Here is a 15,478-nt window from a genome sequence, read left to right as displayed (position 1 = left end):
CGGGGAGAATCCACGTATGAACATCCAAGCAGAGCCTGTGACAAGTGAAACCCCCTCGTCTCCTGCGGAACCGGTTTTTTCGCTGGGACGTTTCGAATCCATCTGCTACGCACGCAAGCACGAAGCCGCGGCGCGCGAGTTCCTCGCCTTGCTGGCCATGCTCGATCGCAACTACGGCGGACTCGACGTAGGGTTTCATGCGCAACCCACTGCCAGCATGATGGGCACGGATCAGGACCCGCACATCATCAACCGGATCTGCTCGGCACTCTCTGCACTGTTCAGTGATCCGGCTTTCAGTCTTTCCTTCGATGGCTATCGGCAGCTGCTGTATTTCCATCGCTGGATCGCCACGCTGTTCGCCGCGAGTTCTTTCAGGAATGCCGACCACATCCTGCGCGCGCTTAACATCAAGGGCGCGGATGCCAGGGCGGTGGAAGTCAACAATCGCGATCTCGCCAAGTTCTGCCTGCTGTATACGCCGAACTCCGAGATTCCCATGAACATGGAAGCCTTGTGGCGGAGCGACCGCCATCTTGCCGCAGCGCTTGCCTGCGCGCTGCTGTCACCCCGTTTTCTGGGAACGGCCGCCGCGCACGACAAGCGCGAGGTATTGCTGCAATGGCTGCCATCCAAGCTGGACGAGATCGAAGACCTCAACGTATTGCCGATCGGCGTGCTGCACGACGTCTACATGCATTGCAGCTACGCCGACACGCCGAAGCGGCACGCGATCAAGGCGCCGATCAATCGCCTGGTGCGCAAGAAGCTGGTAGAGCAGGGCTTCAAGGATGTGGAAGGCCCGGCACGCGTGCGTGCGCCCGGCGAAAAGCCGCTGATGCTGGTGATACTGGAATGGTTCTCCGGTGCGCATTCCATCTATCGCACGCATTCGGCATCGATCAAGGCGGCGCGCGCGCGTTTCCGCGTGGTCGGCATCGGCCATGCCGGCCAGGTGGACGAGTTGGGCAAGGCCGTGTTTGACGAATACATCGAAGTGAAAGGCGAAACCGTTTCCTTCGTGCGTGCGAAAGCGCAGGAGCTACGGCCGGATATCGTCTACTACCCGGCGTTCGGCATGTTTCCGCACAGCATCTACCTGACCAATCTGCGCCTGGCGCCGGTGCAGGTGGTTTCGTATGGACATCCGGCCACGTCGATGTCGCCGGTGATCGATTACTTCGTGCTGCCGGAGGATTGGGTGGGCGATCCGGCCTGTTTCAGCGAAAAACTGCTGGCGTTACCCAAGGCCGCCATGCCTTTCGTGCCATCGGCGCAAACCGGCACGTATCAGCCGAAGTTGCGGGAACATCCCGAAGCAATCCGCATCGCCATTGCTGCCACGACGATGAAATTGAATCCCGGTTTTGTGGAAGCACTTGCACGTATCCGTCGCGAAGCGGGACGGCCGGTGGAGTTCCATTTCTTTATGGGGGCGACGCGCGGGCTGGTGTATCTGGAAGCGCGCGATTTCATCCAACGCTATCTGGCTGATGCGTTCGTGCACCCGATCATGCCGTATCCGGCTTATATGGAACTGCTCAACAGCTGCGACCTGTATCTGAATCCGTTTCCGTTCGGCAATACCAATGGCATCGTGGATGTCACGGCGCTGGGCATGGTGGGTGTGTGCAAGACCGGACCGGAAGTGCTGGAGCATATCGATGAAGCCTTGTTCGCGCGCGTCGGTTTGCCGGATTGGCTGGTCGCCAAATCCGTCGACGACTATGTGAAAGCCGCCGTGCGTCTGGTCAAGGACGATGCGCTGCGATTGTCGTTGCGGCGTGGATTGATGGAGGAGGCGGCTGTCAATGCGTTTTATCGTGGACAGCCGGAGCTATTTGGAGAGCGGCTTCAAGCCCTGGTATAGGCTTTCCGGAGCCGTGTCGGATGAAGCCCCGGCCTTGTTGCGGTTTCCGATGCTGGGATTTCATCCCAGCCTACGATCTGCCGTACGCTGCGCCAATCCAGCCGTTGGCTGCTTTTCCATGCATGCGTATGAAGAGGGCATGCTGGACGCCGCATTGATCTTGCAGGCCGACAACCGCCGCCAGCAGGGCGAAACCATCTTCACCGAAAACTTCGCCTGGATCGGTGCGCCGAACTGGACGCTTCGCCCTGGCCAGCCGTTACCGCTGTCCACGCAAGGCGATGCGTGCGGTATCCGCGCCGCGGCCGTGCGGGCGCTGGATGAAGCAGGTATCGCATGGACGGAAGTGTTTATCGGCAAAGGTGCCACGGTCGTCGGTGCCGCGGCTGCTGCAGGCTTGGCGATTGCAGTGATGGCACGGGGCACGGCGCCGAGCGGTACTGTCGACGTAGGCCCGGCTTTATCGCTGCCTTCGTTGCCGACGCAGGAAGTCGTACTGCATTGCGCACTCAACGATCGCCATTCGCGCCATGCGTTGCGTACGTTGCCGGAAGCGTTCAAGAGTCTTTCTGCTTGATGCGATATGGATTCGGATGTCGACGCTGAATCGTTGGATCCGGTCGTAGGCTGGGATGAATCCCAGCATCGCCATGCCAATCATGCTGGGCTTTCATCCCAGCCTACACGAGCATTGTCGCGCGCATGCGCCAGGTATCAGCGTTGCGGTCTAATGGGCTCAAGCGAGCGCTGCTGAGCTGCGAGCATCATTTCTCCATGAGATATTCGAAAAAAATGACGCTACGTGCAAAGCGCCCGCGCCAGCACATGGAATACCCGGCTATCGGTTGATTGCGCAACGTTGAAACGCAAATAGTCGCTCGCGCTCAATGACTGGCTGAAGGCGTTGCCTGGCGCCAGCACGACGTTATCTTGCAAGCATGCCCGTGCCAGGTTGGCGGCATCCATGCCTGCAGGCAGCCGGCACCAGAGGAACATGCCGGCTTGTGGCGTAAGCCAGGGCGTGATGCCGACGGCTTTGAGTCGGCTGATGGTCTTGTCCATGTGTTCGGCAAGCCGCAGGCGCACCGTTTCCATGTGTTTGCGGTAGCCGCTGTCGGTCAACGCCCGCAGCACGATGTCGGCAGCGAGCCGTCCGCCGCCAAATGCAGTGGCGATTTTCAGGTCGGTGAGGTTTTCGATCCAATCGCCGCGTGCCGCGATGTAGCCACAACGCAACGATGCCGAGATGGTCTTGGAAAAGCTGCCGATATGGATCACGCGCGAGAGACCATCGAAGGCCGCCAGTCTCGGTGCAGGCGTGGTTTCGAAGTCGGCGAAGATATCGTCTTCGATGATTACAAGATCCGAATGGTCAGCGAGCTTCAACAACCGATGCGCCACGACTGGCGAAAGCACCGCACCGGTTGGATTGTGGATGCCGGAGTTGGTGATGTAGAGCCGTGGCGAGTGTTCCTTCAAAGCCGCGGCGAACATGTCTACGTCCGGCCCGTTTGCGCGATAGGGCACACCCACGACATGCACGCGATGCGCTTTGAGCAATGCATGGAAATTGAAGTAGCACGGATCGTCCACCAGCACGGTATCGCCCGGTTCCAACAGGAAGCGGCAGATCAGGTCGATCGCCTGCGTACCCGATTCGGTGAGCATGATCTGTTCGGGTGCTGCTTCGATGCCGAGTGAAGTCATTCGCCGGGAAAGAAACTGACGCAGCGCCGGGTAGCCCAGCGGCGTGGCGTATTCGCTCAACGCCAACGTGTCAGCCCTTGCCAGCGCGCGCAGGGCGCGGCGCATGCCTGCCTCATACAGCCATGCGGCAGGCAGCCAACCACATCCGGGTTTGAGCACGGATGCATCCGTTTCCAACGACTGACGCGAGACCCACAACGGATCGACTTCGCGGTCCAGCTTGGGACCGATTTCCGTCAGCGTCAGCGGGGCGACCGGCCCTGTCACGTAGAACCCCGATCCTGGGCGGGCGGCGATGACGCCTTCGGCCGCCAGGCGCTCATACGCTTCCACCACGGTCGACACCGAGAGCTGCATGGCTTGCGCCTGTGCGCGCACCGAAGGCAGGCGTGCGCCGGGCAGGCAGGCGCGGGAGGCAATCCGCGATTGGATCTCTGCCATCACCGCCCGGATGCGTGTGCCGCTTTGCTTCATGCTTTTCCCCTCAACCGTACTGGCTTTATATCCATAACAGTTCTTTTGAATTGTATATGACTGTACCTGGCCCGGCCAGCTGCACCGATGCTCCACTGAAAGCCGGTGACTGAAGGGTTTTTTCGATGGAAAAAACGAACGGCTGGATCAACGGGTTTATCGGCGTGGTGATGTTTGCGGGATCGTTGCCGGCCACACGCGTGGCAGTGGCTGATCTCAACCCGATGTTTCTGACTTGCGCGCGGGCGAGCATTGCGGCATCGCTGGGTTTGGCGTTGCTGCTGCTGCTTCGTCAGCGCCGGCCGCATGCCGCCGATATGCCATCGCTCGCGCTGACTGCTGTTGGATGTGTGGTGGGTTACCCGCTGCTGAGCGCCTTGGCGTTACAGCACGTCACGTCTGCCCATTCGATGGTCTTCGTCGGACTGCTGCCGTTGTGCACGGCGATTTTTGCCGTGCTTCGCGGCGGGGAACGCCCGCGGCCGGTGTTTTGGCTGTTCTCCATCATCGGCAGCGCTTTCGTCGTCGGCTATGCAGCGTTGACTGGCATTCACGCATCGCCTTTGGGCGATCTGCTGATGCTGGCTGCCGTGATGGTGTGCGGCCTGGGTTATGCGGAAGGTGCACGCCTTTCGCGCGAGCTTGGCGGTTGGCAGGTCATCAGCTGGGCGTTGGTGCTGTCGCTGCCGATCATGCTGCCGATGGCGTTGCTGACCATGCCGTCATCGCTGGGTCATGTCAGCGCGCAGGCGTGGATCGGCCTCGCCTATGTTTCGCTCTTCAGCATGCTGATCGGTTTCGTGTTCTGGTATCGCGGCCTGGCGCAAGGCGGTATCGCAGCGGTGGGGCAACTGCAGCTGTTTCAGCCTTTCATGGGGCTGGCTCTTGCTGCGTTGATCCTGCATGAAAAGGTGAGCTGGATGATGCTGGTGGTGACGCTGGGTACGGTGGTGTGCGTGGCCGGAGCGAAGAATTACGCGAGGTGAATCTGGAAGTTTCTATGGATGTTGCGGGAGAGCTAAAACAACGTCATTCCAGCGAAAGCTGGGATCCAGCGACTTGCATAGCGTTAAAGGCACTGGATCCCAGCTTTCGCTGGGATGACAAATCGATAGCGTTGAGTTTTTCGCAAGAACTCCAGCATTACGCCAGATGCCGCGCATTTCTTTGAAGCGTTTCATTTCCCGGGCGGCAATGGGCTTTCGCTGGAATGACGATTCGCTTTGACATGTCATTGGCGCGAAGCTTGAATTCGCGCCATCGCGCCAAGCTCGGGAACCGCAGCGAGATGCCGCAGACACAAAAAAAGCCCGCGTTTTGCGGGCTTTTCTTCTTTCAGAGCGAAGCAGCTGTTCTCTGAAACCTATATTGGTACCGGTGATAGGACTTGAACCTACACTCTGTCGCCAGAAGCGGATTTTGAGTCCGCCGCGTCTACCATTCCGCCACACCGGCAAGTGCGAACGCCTATTATGCCGGTTTCAGTTCACCGGGTCGAGACTCAATTTACGGTCCTGGCGCTCGTAGCAGCGGTCGCCGTCCTTGGGCTGGAATACGGCGCAGTGGGTCATGTTGCCGGAGTAGATGTGCAGGCTCACCGCGATGGCGTCGTCGCTGGGGTTGCGGATGGTGTGGTACTCGTGCGGCGGGATCAGGCTGCCGGCGGAGCCGGGGCCGGCCTGGATGGAGCCGACCGGCTGGAAGCGGTACGTGCCCTCTTGATCGTCCACCGGGAGCTGCTCGTACTGCACCACTTCCAGTGCACCGCTCCACACGCCTTCCACGCACCACATGCCGCAATGGTCGTGGATGGGGGTGCCCTGGCCGGGCGCCCAGGTCATGGCCACCACGCAGTAGCCGAACTCGTCGCTGTGATACAGCTCGCGGCGGGCGTAGCGGTTTTCGGCGGTTTCGAACACGCAGGCGGGCAGGACGATTTCCTTGCTCTGGATCAACTTGCACAGGCTGTTGCGCAGGCTGTCGGTGATGGCGGGCGTGGAGCCCTTGGCGACAGCTGAGTCGATCGCCTGGATAAGTTTCCGACAGCCGGGGAATTCGGTGGTGAGCATCGAAGGTCTCGATAAATCTGAAAGGCTTGCACCCACGAAAGCTGGCTGTTGACGCCATCTTGAAGCTTCTCTGCTAGCCTTCCTGGACTAACAGGAAGGGGGGAGCGTCCATGGGTGTGATGGTGATTGTAGCGTACCGTCCGAAGCCGGGGTGCGCAGAGGATCTGGAGGCCCTGGTTCGCGAGCACGTGCCGTGCCTGCGCACGCTGGGCCTGGTGACCGATCGGCCTGCACAGGCGATGCGCGGCCTGAACGGCATCATTGTCGAGGTGTTCGAGTGGAAGGATGGCGCCATCGAGGATGCCCACCGCACCGCTCGCGTGGTGGATCTGTGGGAACGCTTCGCCGCCGTTTGCGACTACGTGCCGCTGCGCGAGCTGCCTGAGGCGGAAAAGATGTTTGCCGAATTCCGCTCGTTGGAAATTCCGGTCGAGGCATAAAGGCCAGTGGCCTCGCCGGTAGGCGGGGATGAAATCCCAGCTTCCCAGGGTTCTGATGCTGGGATTTTCATTCCAGCCTACACCCCGTGATCGAAGGCGCGGAATCGACGAGCCCTGACCTTACGCGGCTATGGGGGCATCTGCTTTGGCGTGGATATTTGACCAAGGCACACTTCTCATTCATTAGTGAGAAATGTCTTTATGCCATTCGATGTGACACGTGCCGTGGATTACGCGAAACGCCAGGCGCACTTGAACTCCCTGGGAAGATGCGCCGAGTATGTTCGTGAGGCGATTGAGCGGGGAGGCGTTTCTCTCCCGCGTACCAGCTTTGCAAAAGATTACGGGCCCCCTCTTCAGATGGCTGGCTTTTACGAAGTAGACGGTCAGCCGCAAAAGGGAGACGTCGTGGTGATACAGCCGGCCCCCCGGAAACCCGTATGACCACATGGCCATCTTTGATGAGACACACTGGATTTCAGACTTCATCCAACTGCACGGGCTTTATCCCGGCCCATCGTACAGAGCGGCCAAGCCTGCCTACAAACTTTATCGCCATCCTTGAGGCAAACGTGAAGAAACACAGTTTACGTGCCGTATTGTTCCTCATGGCCATCGGCATCTTGTTTCAGAGCGTTTTACGCGCGCAAAGCACCCAGGCGCCGGAACAACGCGTGACTGCCTTTTACACCTGGTTCGTCAAGAACGACACCGATCAGACTTTTCCCCTGAATTTGGCGGACATCTACCGCTACGTCGCCAAGAACACGGTCGATCGATTGAAAAGCGAATACGCCTATGGTGGCGCACCGCAGGGCGTGGATTATTTTCTAAAGGTCCAGGATTACGATCGCAGCGACTGGCTGGCGCACATCGCTGCGCGTCCGGCGATCATGCTGGGTGACGTAGCCGTGGTGGCGGTGACCTTTGGTGCCAAGCGCGATAGCAGCGTCCTGGTATTTCTTCGCCGGCAAGATGGTGTTTGGAAGATCATCAAGGTGGATGATACGCAGGCTTATTAGCAATCCAACGACGCGTTTGCAATGCGGAGGCTGGGATGAAATCCCAGCATGATCGTGCATGGCGATGCTGGGATTTCATCCCAGCCTACATGGGTACATGCTCCTGTCAGAGCTGCGCGAGAAACCCGCCGATCGCGCGGCTGTAGTTCTCGATATCCACCAGGAATGCATCGTGGCCCTGTGGCGAATCCAGGGCCACGAATTCCACCTTGGCGCCGGCCGCTTCCAGCCCTTCGGCGATCTGCTCCTGCTGTTCCAGCGGAAACAGAATGTCGGTGCTGACGCCGATCACCAGCGCCTGCTCGATGCGGATGCGCTTCAGGCCTTCCAGCACGCTGCCGTTGCCGTATTCGCTGATGTCGAACCAGTCGCTGGCGCGCGAAAGATACAAGTAGCTGTTGGGATCGAAAGTGCGCACGAAACGTCGGGCATGGCTTTCCAGGTACGACTCCACCTGGAATTCAACGCCGAAAGGTTGATCTTCGCGCTGCTCGGGATCGAGGCGGATGCGGGCAAAGCGTCCGTTCCACTCCATCGCGGAACGATAGGTGATCACGCCGAGCTTGCGCGCGATGCTCATGCCGATATCCGGATAGCGTTCGTCGTCGTAGCGGCCGTCGCTCCAGTTGGCATCGAGCCGGATGGCTTCGCGTTGCAGCGAGCGGATGGCAATCGCGAACGGCTGCGCTTGCGGCGCGGTATTCACGCTGATGTGCGCGCGCACGCTGTCGGGATGCAGCACCATGTAGCCCAGCGCGCTCATGCCGCCCATCGAGCAGCCGATCAGGCAGGCGAGTTGTTCGATACCTAGGTTTTTGACCAGCGCATGCGCGGCATTGGCCACGTCTTCCAGTGAGAGATCGGGAAAACTGAGGCGATAGGGTTCGCCGGTGGACGGGTCGATGGAAGCTGGGCAAGTGGAACCTTTGTCGCTGCCCAGCGAATTCACGCAGATCACGAACCAGCGGTTGGTATCGATGGCCTTGCCGGGACCGAGCATGCCTTCCCACCAGCCGTGCGAGGGATCTTGTGCGTTGGCAGCAGCGTGCGCACTCGGGGACAGGCCGGTGAGAATCAGCACGGCGTTGTCGCGCGAGGCATTCAATTGGCCCCAGGTTTCGTAGGCGATGCGCGCGCCATGCAGGCTGCCGCCGCGTTTCATGGCGAACGGAGATGGCAGGGTGAAGTATTGGCGTGCGTCGCTCATGGCCAGTCCTTGCTCAATGGGGTGTTTCACAGTGTCAGGCATGGCCGAACTCGCCTTATCGTCATTCCGGCGCAGGCTGTTGTACAGCACTTCAGCCTGCGCCGGAATGACGATGAGGAAATCGCACATCACGAAAGTGCATAAATCCTAGCCGATTTTCACTCATGCACTTTGTCGATAAGAACCTTCACCGGCGCCTTGCTATCCACGTCGACCGTGCCGCCGTCTCCCTCCAGATCCCCGGCTTGCGCCATCGCATTACCGCTATGGCTGATGCGTGCACCAATCACCACACGCGGCACGGAAGACAGTTTCATCGATGGCAGCATGCTCATCGCATCGGTCAGCGTGACGGTGGCGGGCAATTGGCTGGCATCGAGCCGCGCGACGGCCAACGGCATGGGCGGCCCGTTTTCCGCACGGGCATAGACGAACAACGTGTCGCCGGCGGCGAGCTTGGCTTTGAGCGCTGGCGCCAAGGCCACGTTTACTTGCACGGCTGGTGCGGAAGCCGCCGCGCTCGAAGCACTGGCCGGTGTTCCGCCACGCGCATCCGCCAGGGCGATTTGCTGCGCAACCGCCTGCGCCACATTGGAGCCCGGCTGCAGCATCGGCTGCAGGGTACGCCAGGTGGACGCGGCTTCGGCAAAGCGGCCTTGCTGGAAATCGCTGATGCCCAGCAGCCATAGTCCGCGCTGGTTATCGGGTTCGCGCTTTACCGCTTGCTCCAGCAGGGCGCGTGCACGATCGCCGATGTGGTGGTCCGGGCTGGCGGCGGATTCGGCCTGCGCCCAGCCGACCATCGCGCTGGTGTTGTCCGGCTTGAGCTTCAGCACCTTGTCGTAGGCATCGCGCGCCTGTTCCGGCTGCTGCATTTCCATGTCGGCCTGCGCCAGCAGCAGCCAACCTTGTACGTCGTTCGGCTGCGCCGCAAGATGCGCGCGCAGCTCATCCAGCGCCTTGTTGACGTCGGTGACGGTCTGCGCCTGCGTGGCAACACCATTCAGCGCCACCGGTGTACCGACTTGCTGATACAACAGCGCTGCGCCGATCGGCACCACCAGCGCCATGCACAGCATCAGCACGAACAGGCTGCGCGGACGACCGGTTTGCCGGCCATGCCGCAGCAACGGCAGCAACAGCAGGGCGAGCGCCACAGCGATCATCACTGCGGCGGCAATGTAGAAAAGCGATTTCACCAATCGTCCCCGTTATCGGTCGGTGCGGATGCAATCGGCGCAGCAATGCGGCTGCGCTTGCGGATAGTGTTGACAACGACGATGCCGCCGGCGATCAGGATCAGCAGCGGTCCGAACCACAGCAGCCAGGTGCGGTGATTGACCGGCGGGTCGTAGAGCACGAAGTCGGAATAGCGATCCACCAGGTATTGCTTGATTTGCGCGTCGTTCTTGCCTTGTTGCATCAGCTCGAACACTTTGTGGCGTATGTCGCGCGCGAAATCGGCGTTGGAGTCGGCGAGGTTTTCGTCCTGGCAGACCAGGCAGCGCAGTTCGCTGGTGAGGTGTTGGAAGCGCAGTTCTTCGGCGTGGTCGCGGAAGGGGAGTGGGTCGATGGCCTGGGCTAGAGCGCTGTTTGCGATGAGTGCCAATGCCAATACGACAAGGAGACTGATGCACATCTTCGTTGCCCCGGCGAACGCCGGGGCCCAGGGTATTGAAGGGCAAGCAAAGGCGCTGGGCCCCGGCGTTCGCCGGGGCGACGAAGGTGCGTGTTGCATGGAGGTCATGGCGCCTCCTTCTGCAACGCTGCGATGGCCGGCTTCAACTGCTGCGCAATCACATCCGGCGTCAACGGCCCGATGCGCTTGTAGCGAATCACACCCTTGCCATCGATCAAAAACGTTTCCGGCGCACCGTACACACCGAAGTCGATCGCAGTGTGGCCACTGGTATCGGCAATCACCATGTCATACGGATCGCCGTGCTGCGCCAGCCACGCCTTGGCGTCGTTGGGATCATCCTTGTAGTCGTAGCCGATCACCGGCACGCCGAAGTTCTTGGACTCGGCCATCAGCACCGGATGCTCCTCGCCGCAGGCGAAACACCAGCTGGCGAACACGTTCACCAGATAGGGTTTGCCCAGCATCGAATCCTTGCTCACCGTCTTGGCCGGTTCATTCAGCATCGGCAACGCGAACGCCGGTGCCGGCTTGTTGATCAACGGCGAGGGCACGGCAGTGGGATCATGCGCGCTGTTCCACCAGATGCCGAAGCCGAGCAATGCCGCCAGCAAGACGAACGCGAAGAAAGGCAGCAACCGGCTCATGCCTGTGATTCCTGCAGCGTAGCCGTGACGGTCTGTGCAGCCTCCACTTCACGCTTCACGCGGAAGCGGCGATCGGCTGCGCTGACGAAGCCGCCCAGCATCATGAACAGGCCACCAGCCCAAATCCAGCGCACGAACGGCTTGGTATACAGCCGCAACGCCCACGCGCCTTCCACGTGATTCGGGTCCATCGGTTCACCCAATGCCACGTAGATATCACGGGTGATGCCCGGATCGATCGCGGAGGTGGTCTGCACTTGCTCGCGCGCATAGGTGCGTTTTTGCGGATGCATCACCGCTACCGGCGAGCCGTTGCGCGTCACGGTCACCACGCCTTGCTGCGCCGTCCAGTTCGGGCCGGTGGCTTGGGTGACGCCGTCAAAGCGAAATGCATAGCCGCCGATGGTGGCGACTTGTCCCGGCGACAGGCGCACGTCGCGCGTGACGCTCAGCGATTCGGACAGCAGCACGCCGATCAGAAATATCGCCACGCCGAAGTGCGCCAGCAACATGCCGGCCATTTCGGCGGGGTAGCGGCGTCCGCTGGGCATGTCGCGCCAGCGCTTGAGGATGTACAGCACCACGCCCACGCCTACCCACACCGCGCTGGCTACGCCCGCGATCGCTTTCAGCTGGCCTTGCACAAGGAAGGCTGCGATGACGGCGCATGCGATGGCGCCGATGCCTGCACGCGCCAGCACTTGCTTGAGCACCGGCGCTTCGCTGTTGCCCCAGCGCAGATAGGGGCCGAACGGCAACAACAGCACTACCGGCAGCATCAGCAAGGGGAACAGCAGGCCGAAGTAGGGCGGGCCAACGGAAATTTTGCCCAGGTTCAACGCATCGCCCAGCAGCGGGAACAGCGTGCCGAGCATCACCATCGCCGCGGCCACGGTGAACATCAGGTTGCCGATCAGGATCGCGCTTTCGCGCGAGACCAGTGCAAACGCTTTGCCGCCCGCCACTTTCGGCGCACGCAACGCATATAGCAGCAACGAGCCGCCGACGACGACGGCAAGGAAGCAAAGAATGAAGGTGCCGCGCCTCGGATCGGACGCAAATGCATGCACCGAGGTAAGGATGCCCGAACGCACCAGGAACGTACCCAGCAACGACAACGAGAACGCAAACAGCGAGAGCAGAATGGTCCATGCACGCAGCGAACCGCGTTTCTCCGTCACCGCTTGCGCATGAATCAGTGCCACGCCCACCAGCCACGGCATGAAGCTGGCGTTCTCCACCGGATCCCAGAACCACCAGCCGCCCCAGCCCAGTTCCGCGTAGGCCCACCAGCTGCCGGCGACGATGCCACAGGAAAGAAATCCCCACGCTGCATTCGTCCACGGTCGCGCCCAGCGCACCCAGCTTTGTTCCATCGAACCGCCCAGCAACGCGGCAATCGAAAACGCAAACGCTACCGAGAAGCCGACGTAACCCATGTACAGCACGGGCGGATGAAACGTCATGCCCGGATCTTGCAGTACCGGATTGAGATCCGCCCCGTCCGGCGGCATCGGCAGCAGGCGTGCGAACGGATTGGAGGTAAACAGGATGAAGCAGAGAAAACCGGTCGAGATGATGCCGAGTACGCTAAGCACGCGCGCCAGGAATGCATCCGGCAGACGGCGGCTGAATAGCGTAAGCGCCACGGTCCACACATTGAGGATCAGCACCCACAGCAGCATCGAACCTTCGTGCGCGCCCCACACCGCCGCGATGCGGTAGTACCAAGGCAGTTGCAGGTTCGAATTGTCGGCCACGTATTGCACCGAAAAATCAAAGCGCAGAAATGCCGACACCAGAATCGCGAACGCCAGCGCCACGAACACTGCTTGCCCGGTCGCCGCCGGGCGCGCCACCGCCATCAACGCACGGTTGCCACGCCATGCACCGATTAGCGGCAACACGCTTTGCGCCAGCGCGAGAAACAACGCAAGAATGAGTGCAAGCTGGCCGAGTTCGGGGGTCATAGCTGCTGCTTGTCCTGATTGGCGGCTTCATCGATGCGCTTGCCGGCATGCGCCTTGGCCATCGCATCCTTCAGCTCTTTCGGCATGTAGGTTTCATCGTGCTTGGCCAGCACTTCGGTGGCGATGAAACGCGCACCGTCCATATGGCCGGTGGCGATCACCGATTGGTTCTCGCGAAATAGGTCCGGCAGGATGCCGTTGTATTCCACCGGCATCGCACCGCTCGCATCGACGACGGTGAAGGTGACTTTCAGCGAATCATTGCTGCGCTGGATCGAACCGGCCTTGACCATGCCGCCGAGGCGGAAGGACTTGTAGGAGGTCGCTTCACCTGCCTGCACCTGGCTCGGCGTAAACAGGTAATTCATGTTCTGCTGCAGCGCGTAGACCACCAAGGCTGCGGACACGATCACGGCCGCAAGCATGGCGAGGATGATGGTGAGTCGGCGTTGACGCGTAGGGTTCATGGCAAATCAACCCCCTCTCCCCTCCGGGGAGAGGGCTGGGGTGAGGGGAGAATCTTGCGATGATGTTTGTTTGTTAGCGTGCGGGCATCGCAAAGCAATTCAGTGACAGAGAAAGACATCATGGCAAGTGCGACCCCTCACCCCAACCCTCTCCCCGGAGGGGAGAGGGGGAAGAGGCGCGCGCTTTGCGCGCGCCCTGCCGCGCCATGCGTGCGCGCAATTCACGCAACACGCGGCGGCGACGGAGCTGCGGCGCGAACCAGTCAATCAGCAGCACGAGAAAGAACACGCCATAGGCCGGCCACACATAAACCGCATAACCGCCCATGGCCAGAAACGATTGCAGCGATGCGGGGTTCATCCGTGCACCTCGTTCTCGGCGATTTGCCGTACCCAATCCTTGCCGCCTTCCAGCGACAGCAAATCCGCACGCACGCGACCGCACAGGCTGGCGATGTAATACAACTTGGTGGCGACCATCATGGTGAGCAGCGGCCATAGCATCGACGGCGCGATGGTGGAGGGCCCGAGCAGCTTGATGGTGGAGCCTTGATGCAAGGTGTTCCACCAGTTCACCGAGAAATGCACGATCGGCACGTTGACGATCCCGATCAACGCCAGAAACGCCGCGGTGCGTGCGCCTTGACGGCGATCCTCGAACGAGTGGTACAGCGCGATCACGCCCAGATACAGAAACAGCAGCACCAGTTCGGACGTAAGCCGCGCATCCCAGGTCCACCACGTGCCCCACATGCGAATGCCCCACAGCGAACCGGTCACCAGGGTGATGAAGGTGAACGCCGCACCGACCGGCGCGGAAGCCATCGCCACCACTTCGGCCAATTTGATGCGCCACACCAGCGCGATGAACGCGGCAATGCCCATCACGCCGTAGATAAACAGACCCATCCAGGCACACGGCACGTGGATGAAGATGATGCGGTAGTCATCGCCCTGCTGGTAATCGGGCGGCGCCAGCACCAGGCCGCCGTACAACGCGGCAAGGCCAAGTATCAACGCAAAGGAAATCGCCCACGGCCGCAGCGTGCCGGCAAAGCGGTAGAACACCGGCGGCGAGCTGAGCTTGTGCAACCATAGGGGGATCCAGTTGGCCATGTGCTACGAATCCAGTGCGATGCGGAGGGCTGCAGCGCAAGCGAGTGGAGCCAGCACCACGGCCAGTACGAGCGTTGCGCCCAACCATGCGATGGGGGCGATCCACGGCAGCCCTTCCTGGGCGGCTGCCAGTGCGCCTGCGGCGAAGATCACCACCGGCACGCAGAGCGGCAGCAGCATCAAGGCCAGCAGCATACCAGAGCGCCGCGTGCCGGCCGTCAGCGCTACCAGGATGCCACCCAGCAGGCTCAGCAGCGGTGTGGCGAGCAGCAACGCGGCTATCAGTACGGGCATCGCGGCGGTGGGTAGATGCAGCATGCTTGCCAGCATGGGCGCCACCACGATCAACGGCAGGGCGGTTGCCAGCCAATGCGCGAAGATTTTCATCCCCAGCATCAGCGCCAGCGGTTGGGGCGCCAACATCAGCTGTTCCAGCGAGCCGTCCTCGATATCGCTGCGGAACATCGCGTCCAGCGCCAGCAGCATCGCCAACAAGACCGTCACCAGCACCACGCCGCCGGCAATGCGCTTGAGCAAGGCGCTTTCCGGACCAAGGGCGAACGGGAACAGCGAGGTGACGATCAATGCATACAGCACGGGCAGCACCATGTCGCCGCGCTGCCGCCAGGCCAGCGTGAGGTCGCGGCGCAGCACCGCCATACAGGCGTGAGCAAGACCGGGACGTTTTGTTTCAACCATGGAGACGAACCCGCTGCGGCTCGCCGCCATGGAACTGCACGGCGCCATGACTGGTGACCAGCGCCGCGCCGCCGTGCGCGATATGCGCTTCCAGCAGTGCATCCACCAGTTCGATGCCAGTGCGGTCCAGATTGGCGTAGGGTTCGTCCAG

The 15,478-nt window shown here is 61.1% G+C and carries 16 protein-coding genes, 1 tRNA gene and 1 pseudogene; 5 read left to right on the top strand and 13 right to left on the bottom strand.

Features of this window, described 5'->3' with window-relative positions; all coding sequences use genetic code 11:
* Nucleotides 1–16 precede the first annotated feature (16 nt).
* Nucleotides 17–1,870 carry a hypothetical protein gene (locus VJR68_RS06440; RefSeq protein ID WP_324146843.1) on the top strand — a complete coding sequence of 618 codons (1,854 nt, stop codon included), beginning with the start codon at nucleotides 17–19 and terminating at the stop codon, nucleotides 1,868–1,870.
* Nucleotides 1,812–2,447: a LysR substrate-binding domain-containing protein gene (locus tag VJR68_RS06435; protein ID WP_324146842.1), complete on the top strand. Its 636-nt coding sequence runs from the start codon at nucleotides 1,812–1,814 to the stop codon at nucleotides 2,445–2,447. The genes VJR68_RS06440 and VJR68_RS06435 overlap by 59 nt, the downstream gene beginning before the upstream one ends.
* 221 nt (nucleotides 2,448–2,668) lie before the next feature.
* Here VJR68_RS06435 and VJR68_RS06430 read toward each other — a convergent pair whose 3' ends face one another.
* On the bottom strand, nucleotides 2,669–4,051 hold the full coding sequence (locus VJR68_RS06430; RefSeq protein ID WP_324146841.1) for a PLP-dependent aminotransferase family protein: 1,383 nt from the start codon (nucleotides 4,049–4,051) through the stop codon (nucleotides 2,669–2,671).
* A gap of 125 nt (nucleotides 4,052–4,176) precedes the next feature.
* On the opposite strand from VJR68_RS06430, the gene VJR68_RS06425 reads away from it, so the two are divergent.
* Nucleotides 4,177–5,037: a DMT family transporter gene (locus tag VJR68_RS06425; protein WP_324146840.1), complete on the top strand. Its 861-nt coding sequence runs from the start codon at nucleotides 4,177–4,179 to the stop codon at nucleotides 5,035–5,037.
* Between the two features lie 383 nt (nucleotides 5,038–5,420).
* Here VJR68_RS06425 and VJR68_RS06420 read toward each other — a convergent pair.
* Nucleotides 5,421–5,506 (bottom strand) — tRNA-Leu (locus tag VJR68_RS06420).
* 26 nt (nucleotides 5,507–5,532) lie between these two features.
* Nucleotides 5,533–6,120 (bottom strand): cysteine dioxygenase family protein, encoded by a 588-nt coding sequence (locus VJR68_RS06415; protein WP_324146839.1) that lies wholly within the window; start codon nucleotides 6,118–6,120, stop codon nucleotides 5,533–5,535.
* A gap of 110 nt (nucleotides 6,121–6,230) precedes the next feature.
* On the opposite strand from VJR68_RS06415, the gene VJR68_RS06410 reads away from it, so the two are divergent.
* The gene (locus VJR68_RS06410) at nucleotides 6,231–6,560 is read left to right on the top strand and encodes a hypothetical protein (RefSeq protein ID WP_324146838.1); all 330 of its coding nucleotides are present in this window, start codon (nucleotides 6,231–6,233) and stop codon (nucleotides 6,558–6,560) included.
* A gap of 440 nt (nucleotides 6,561–7,000) precedes the next feature.
* Nucleotides 7,001–7,582, top strand: a complete 582-nt coding sequence (locus VJR68_RS06405; protein ID WP_324146837.1) for a DUF3828 domain-containing protein — start codon at nucleotides 7,001–7,003, stop codon at nucleotides 7,580–7,582.
* 106 nt (nucleotides 7,583–7,688) lie between these two features.
* Here VJR68_RS06405 and metX read toward each other — a convergent pair whose 3' ends face one another.
* The 10 genes and pseudogenes from metX to VJR68_RS06355 form a co-directional block, all read right to left on the bottom strand.
* Nucleotides 7,689–8,789, bottom strand: coding sequence for a homoserine O-acetyltransferase MetX (gene metX / locus VJR68_RS06400; protein WP_324146857.1), 1,101 nt, complete (start codon nucleotides 8,787–8,789; stop codon nucleotides 7,689–7,691).
* A 158-nt stretch (nucleotides 8,790–8,947) separates the two neighbouring features.
* Nucleotides 8,948–9,988 (bottom strand): tetratricopeptide repeat protein, encoded by a 1,041-nt coding sequence (locus VJR68_RS06395; protein ID WP_324146836.1) that lies wholly within the window; start codon nucleotides 9,986–9,988, stop codon nucleotides 8,948–8,950.
* Nucleotides 9,985–10,428: a cytochrome c-type biogenesis protein gene (locus VJR68_RS06390; protein WP_324146835.1), complete on the bottom strand. Its 444-nt coding sequence runs from the start codon at nucleotides 10,426–10,428 to the stop codon at nucleotides 9,985–9,987. Before VJR68_RS06390 ends, VJR68_RS06395 begins: the two co-directional genes overlap by 4 nt.
* Nucleotides 10,429–10,532: 104 nt before the next feature.
* Complete coding sequence (locus tag VJR68_RS06385; RefSeq protein WP_324146834.1) at nucleotides 10,533–11,075, bottom strand: DsbE family thiol:disulfide interchange protein; 543 nt, start codon at nucleotides 11,073–11,075, stop codon at nucleotides 10,533–10,535.
* Nucleotides 11,072–13,045 carry a heme lyase CcmF/NrfE family subunit gene (locus tag VJR68_RS06380; protein WP_324146833.1) on the bottom strand — a complete coding sequence of 658 codons (1,974 nt, stop codon included), beginning with the start codon at nucleotides 13,043–13,045 and terminating at the stop codon, nucleotides 11,072–11,074. The genes VJR68_RS06385 and VJR68_RS06380 overlap by 4 nt, the downstream gene beginning before the upstream one ends.
* On the bottom strand, nucleotides 13,042–13,512 hold the full coding sequence (ccmE, locus tag VJR68_RS06375) for a cytochrome c maturation protein CcmE (RefSeq protein ID WP_324146832.1): 471 nt from the start codon (nucleotides 13,510–13,512) through the stop codon (nucleotides 13,042–13,044). Before ccmE ends, VJR68_RS06380 begins: the two co-directional genes overlap by 4 nt.
* A 118-nt stretch (nucleotides 13,513–13,630) precedes the next feature.
* A complete protein-coding gene (gene ccmD, locus VJR68_RS06370; RefSeq protein WP_324146856.1) occupies nucleotides 13,631–13,858 on the bottom strand; it encodes a heme exporter protein CcmD in 228 nt (75 codons plus the stop codon).
* Nucleotides 13,859–13,869: 11 nt separating this feature from the next.
* Nucleotides 13,870–14,628 (bottom strand): heme ABC transporter permease, encoded by a 759-nt coding sequence (locus tag VJR68_RS06365; protein ID WP_324146831.1) that lies wholly within the window; start codon nucleotides 14,626–14,628, stop codon nucleotides 13,870–13,872.
* A 3-nt stretch (nucleotides 14,629–14,631) separates the two neighbouring features.
* Nucleotides 14,632–15,327, bottom strand: coding sequence for a heme exporter protein CcmB (ccmB, locus tag VJR68_RS06360; protein WP_324146830.1), 696 nt, complete (start codon nucleotides 15,325–15,327; stop codon nucleotides 14,632–14,634).
* Nucleotides 15,320–15,478: pseudogene (locus VJR68_RS06355) on the bottom strand (heme ABC transporter ATP-binding protein CcmA); the annotation flags it as partial. The pseudogene VJR68_RS06355 and the gene ccmB, both read right to left, overlap by 8 nt.

The sequence above is a fragment of the Dyella sp. genome (assembly GCF_035277725.1).
Classification (GTDB): domain Bacteria; phylum Pseudomonadota; class Gammaproteobacteria; order Xanthomonadales; family Rhodanobacteraceae; genus Dyella_B.
This window is presented reverse-complemented; position numbering and strand designations above follow the sequence as displayed.

Coding starts and splice junctions, on each gene's coding strand:
- VJR68_RS06385 (WP_324146834.1), bottom strand. CDS start 11,075: ATGAGCCGGTTGCTGCCTTTCTTCGCGTTCGTCTTGCTGGCGGCATTG.
- VJR68_RS06410 (WP_324146838.1), top strand. CDS start 6,231: ATGGGTGTGATGGTGATTGTAGCGTACCGTCCGAAGCCGGGGTGCGCA.
- metX (WP_324146857.1), bottom strand. CDS start 8,789: ATGAGCGACGCACGCCAATACTTCACCCTGCCATCTCCGTTCGCCATG.
- ccmE (WP_324146832.1), bottom strand. CDS start 13,512: ATGAACCCTACGCGTCAACGCCGACTCACCATCATCCTCGCCATGCTT.
- ccmB (WP_324146830.1), bottom strand. CDS start 15,327: ATGGTTGAAACAAAACGTCCCGGTCTTGCTCACGCCTGTATGGCGGTG.
- VJR68_RS06380 (WP_324146833.1), bottom strand. CDS start 13,045: ATGACCCCCGAACTCGGCCAGCTTGCACTCATTCTTGCGTTGTTTCTC.
- VJR68_RS06425 (WP_324146840.1), top strand. CDS start 4,177: ATGGAAAAAACGAACGGCTGGATCAACGGGTTTATCGGCGTGGTGATG.
- VJR68_RS06415 (WP_324146839.1), bottom strand. CDS start 6,120: ATGCTCACCACCGAATTCCCCGGCTGTCGGAAACTTATCCAGGCGATC.
- VJR68_RS06390 (WP_324146835.1), bottom strand. CDS start 10,428: ATGTGCATCAGTCTCCTTGTCGTATTGGCATTGGCACTCATCGCAAAC.
- VJR68_RS06430 (WP_324146841.1), bottom strand. CDS start 4,051: ATGAAGCAAAGCGGCACACGCATCCGGGCGGTGATGGCAGAGATCCAA.
- VJR68_RS06440 (WP_324146843.1), top strand. CDS start 17: ATGAACATCCAAGCAGAGCCTGTGACAAGTGAAACCCCCTCGTCTCCT.
- VJR68_RS06405 (WP_324146837.1), top strand. CDS start 7,001: ATGACCACATGGCCATCTTTGATGAGACACACTGGATTTCAGACTTCA.
- VJR68_RS06365 (WP_324146831.1), bottom strand. CDS start 14,628: ATGGCCAACTGGATCCCCCTATGGTTGCACAAGCTCAGCTCGCCGCCG.
- VJR68_RS06435 (WP_324146842.1), top strand. CDS start 1,812: ATGCGTTTTATCGTGGACAGCCGGAGCTATTTGGAGAGCGGCTTCAAG.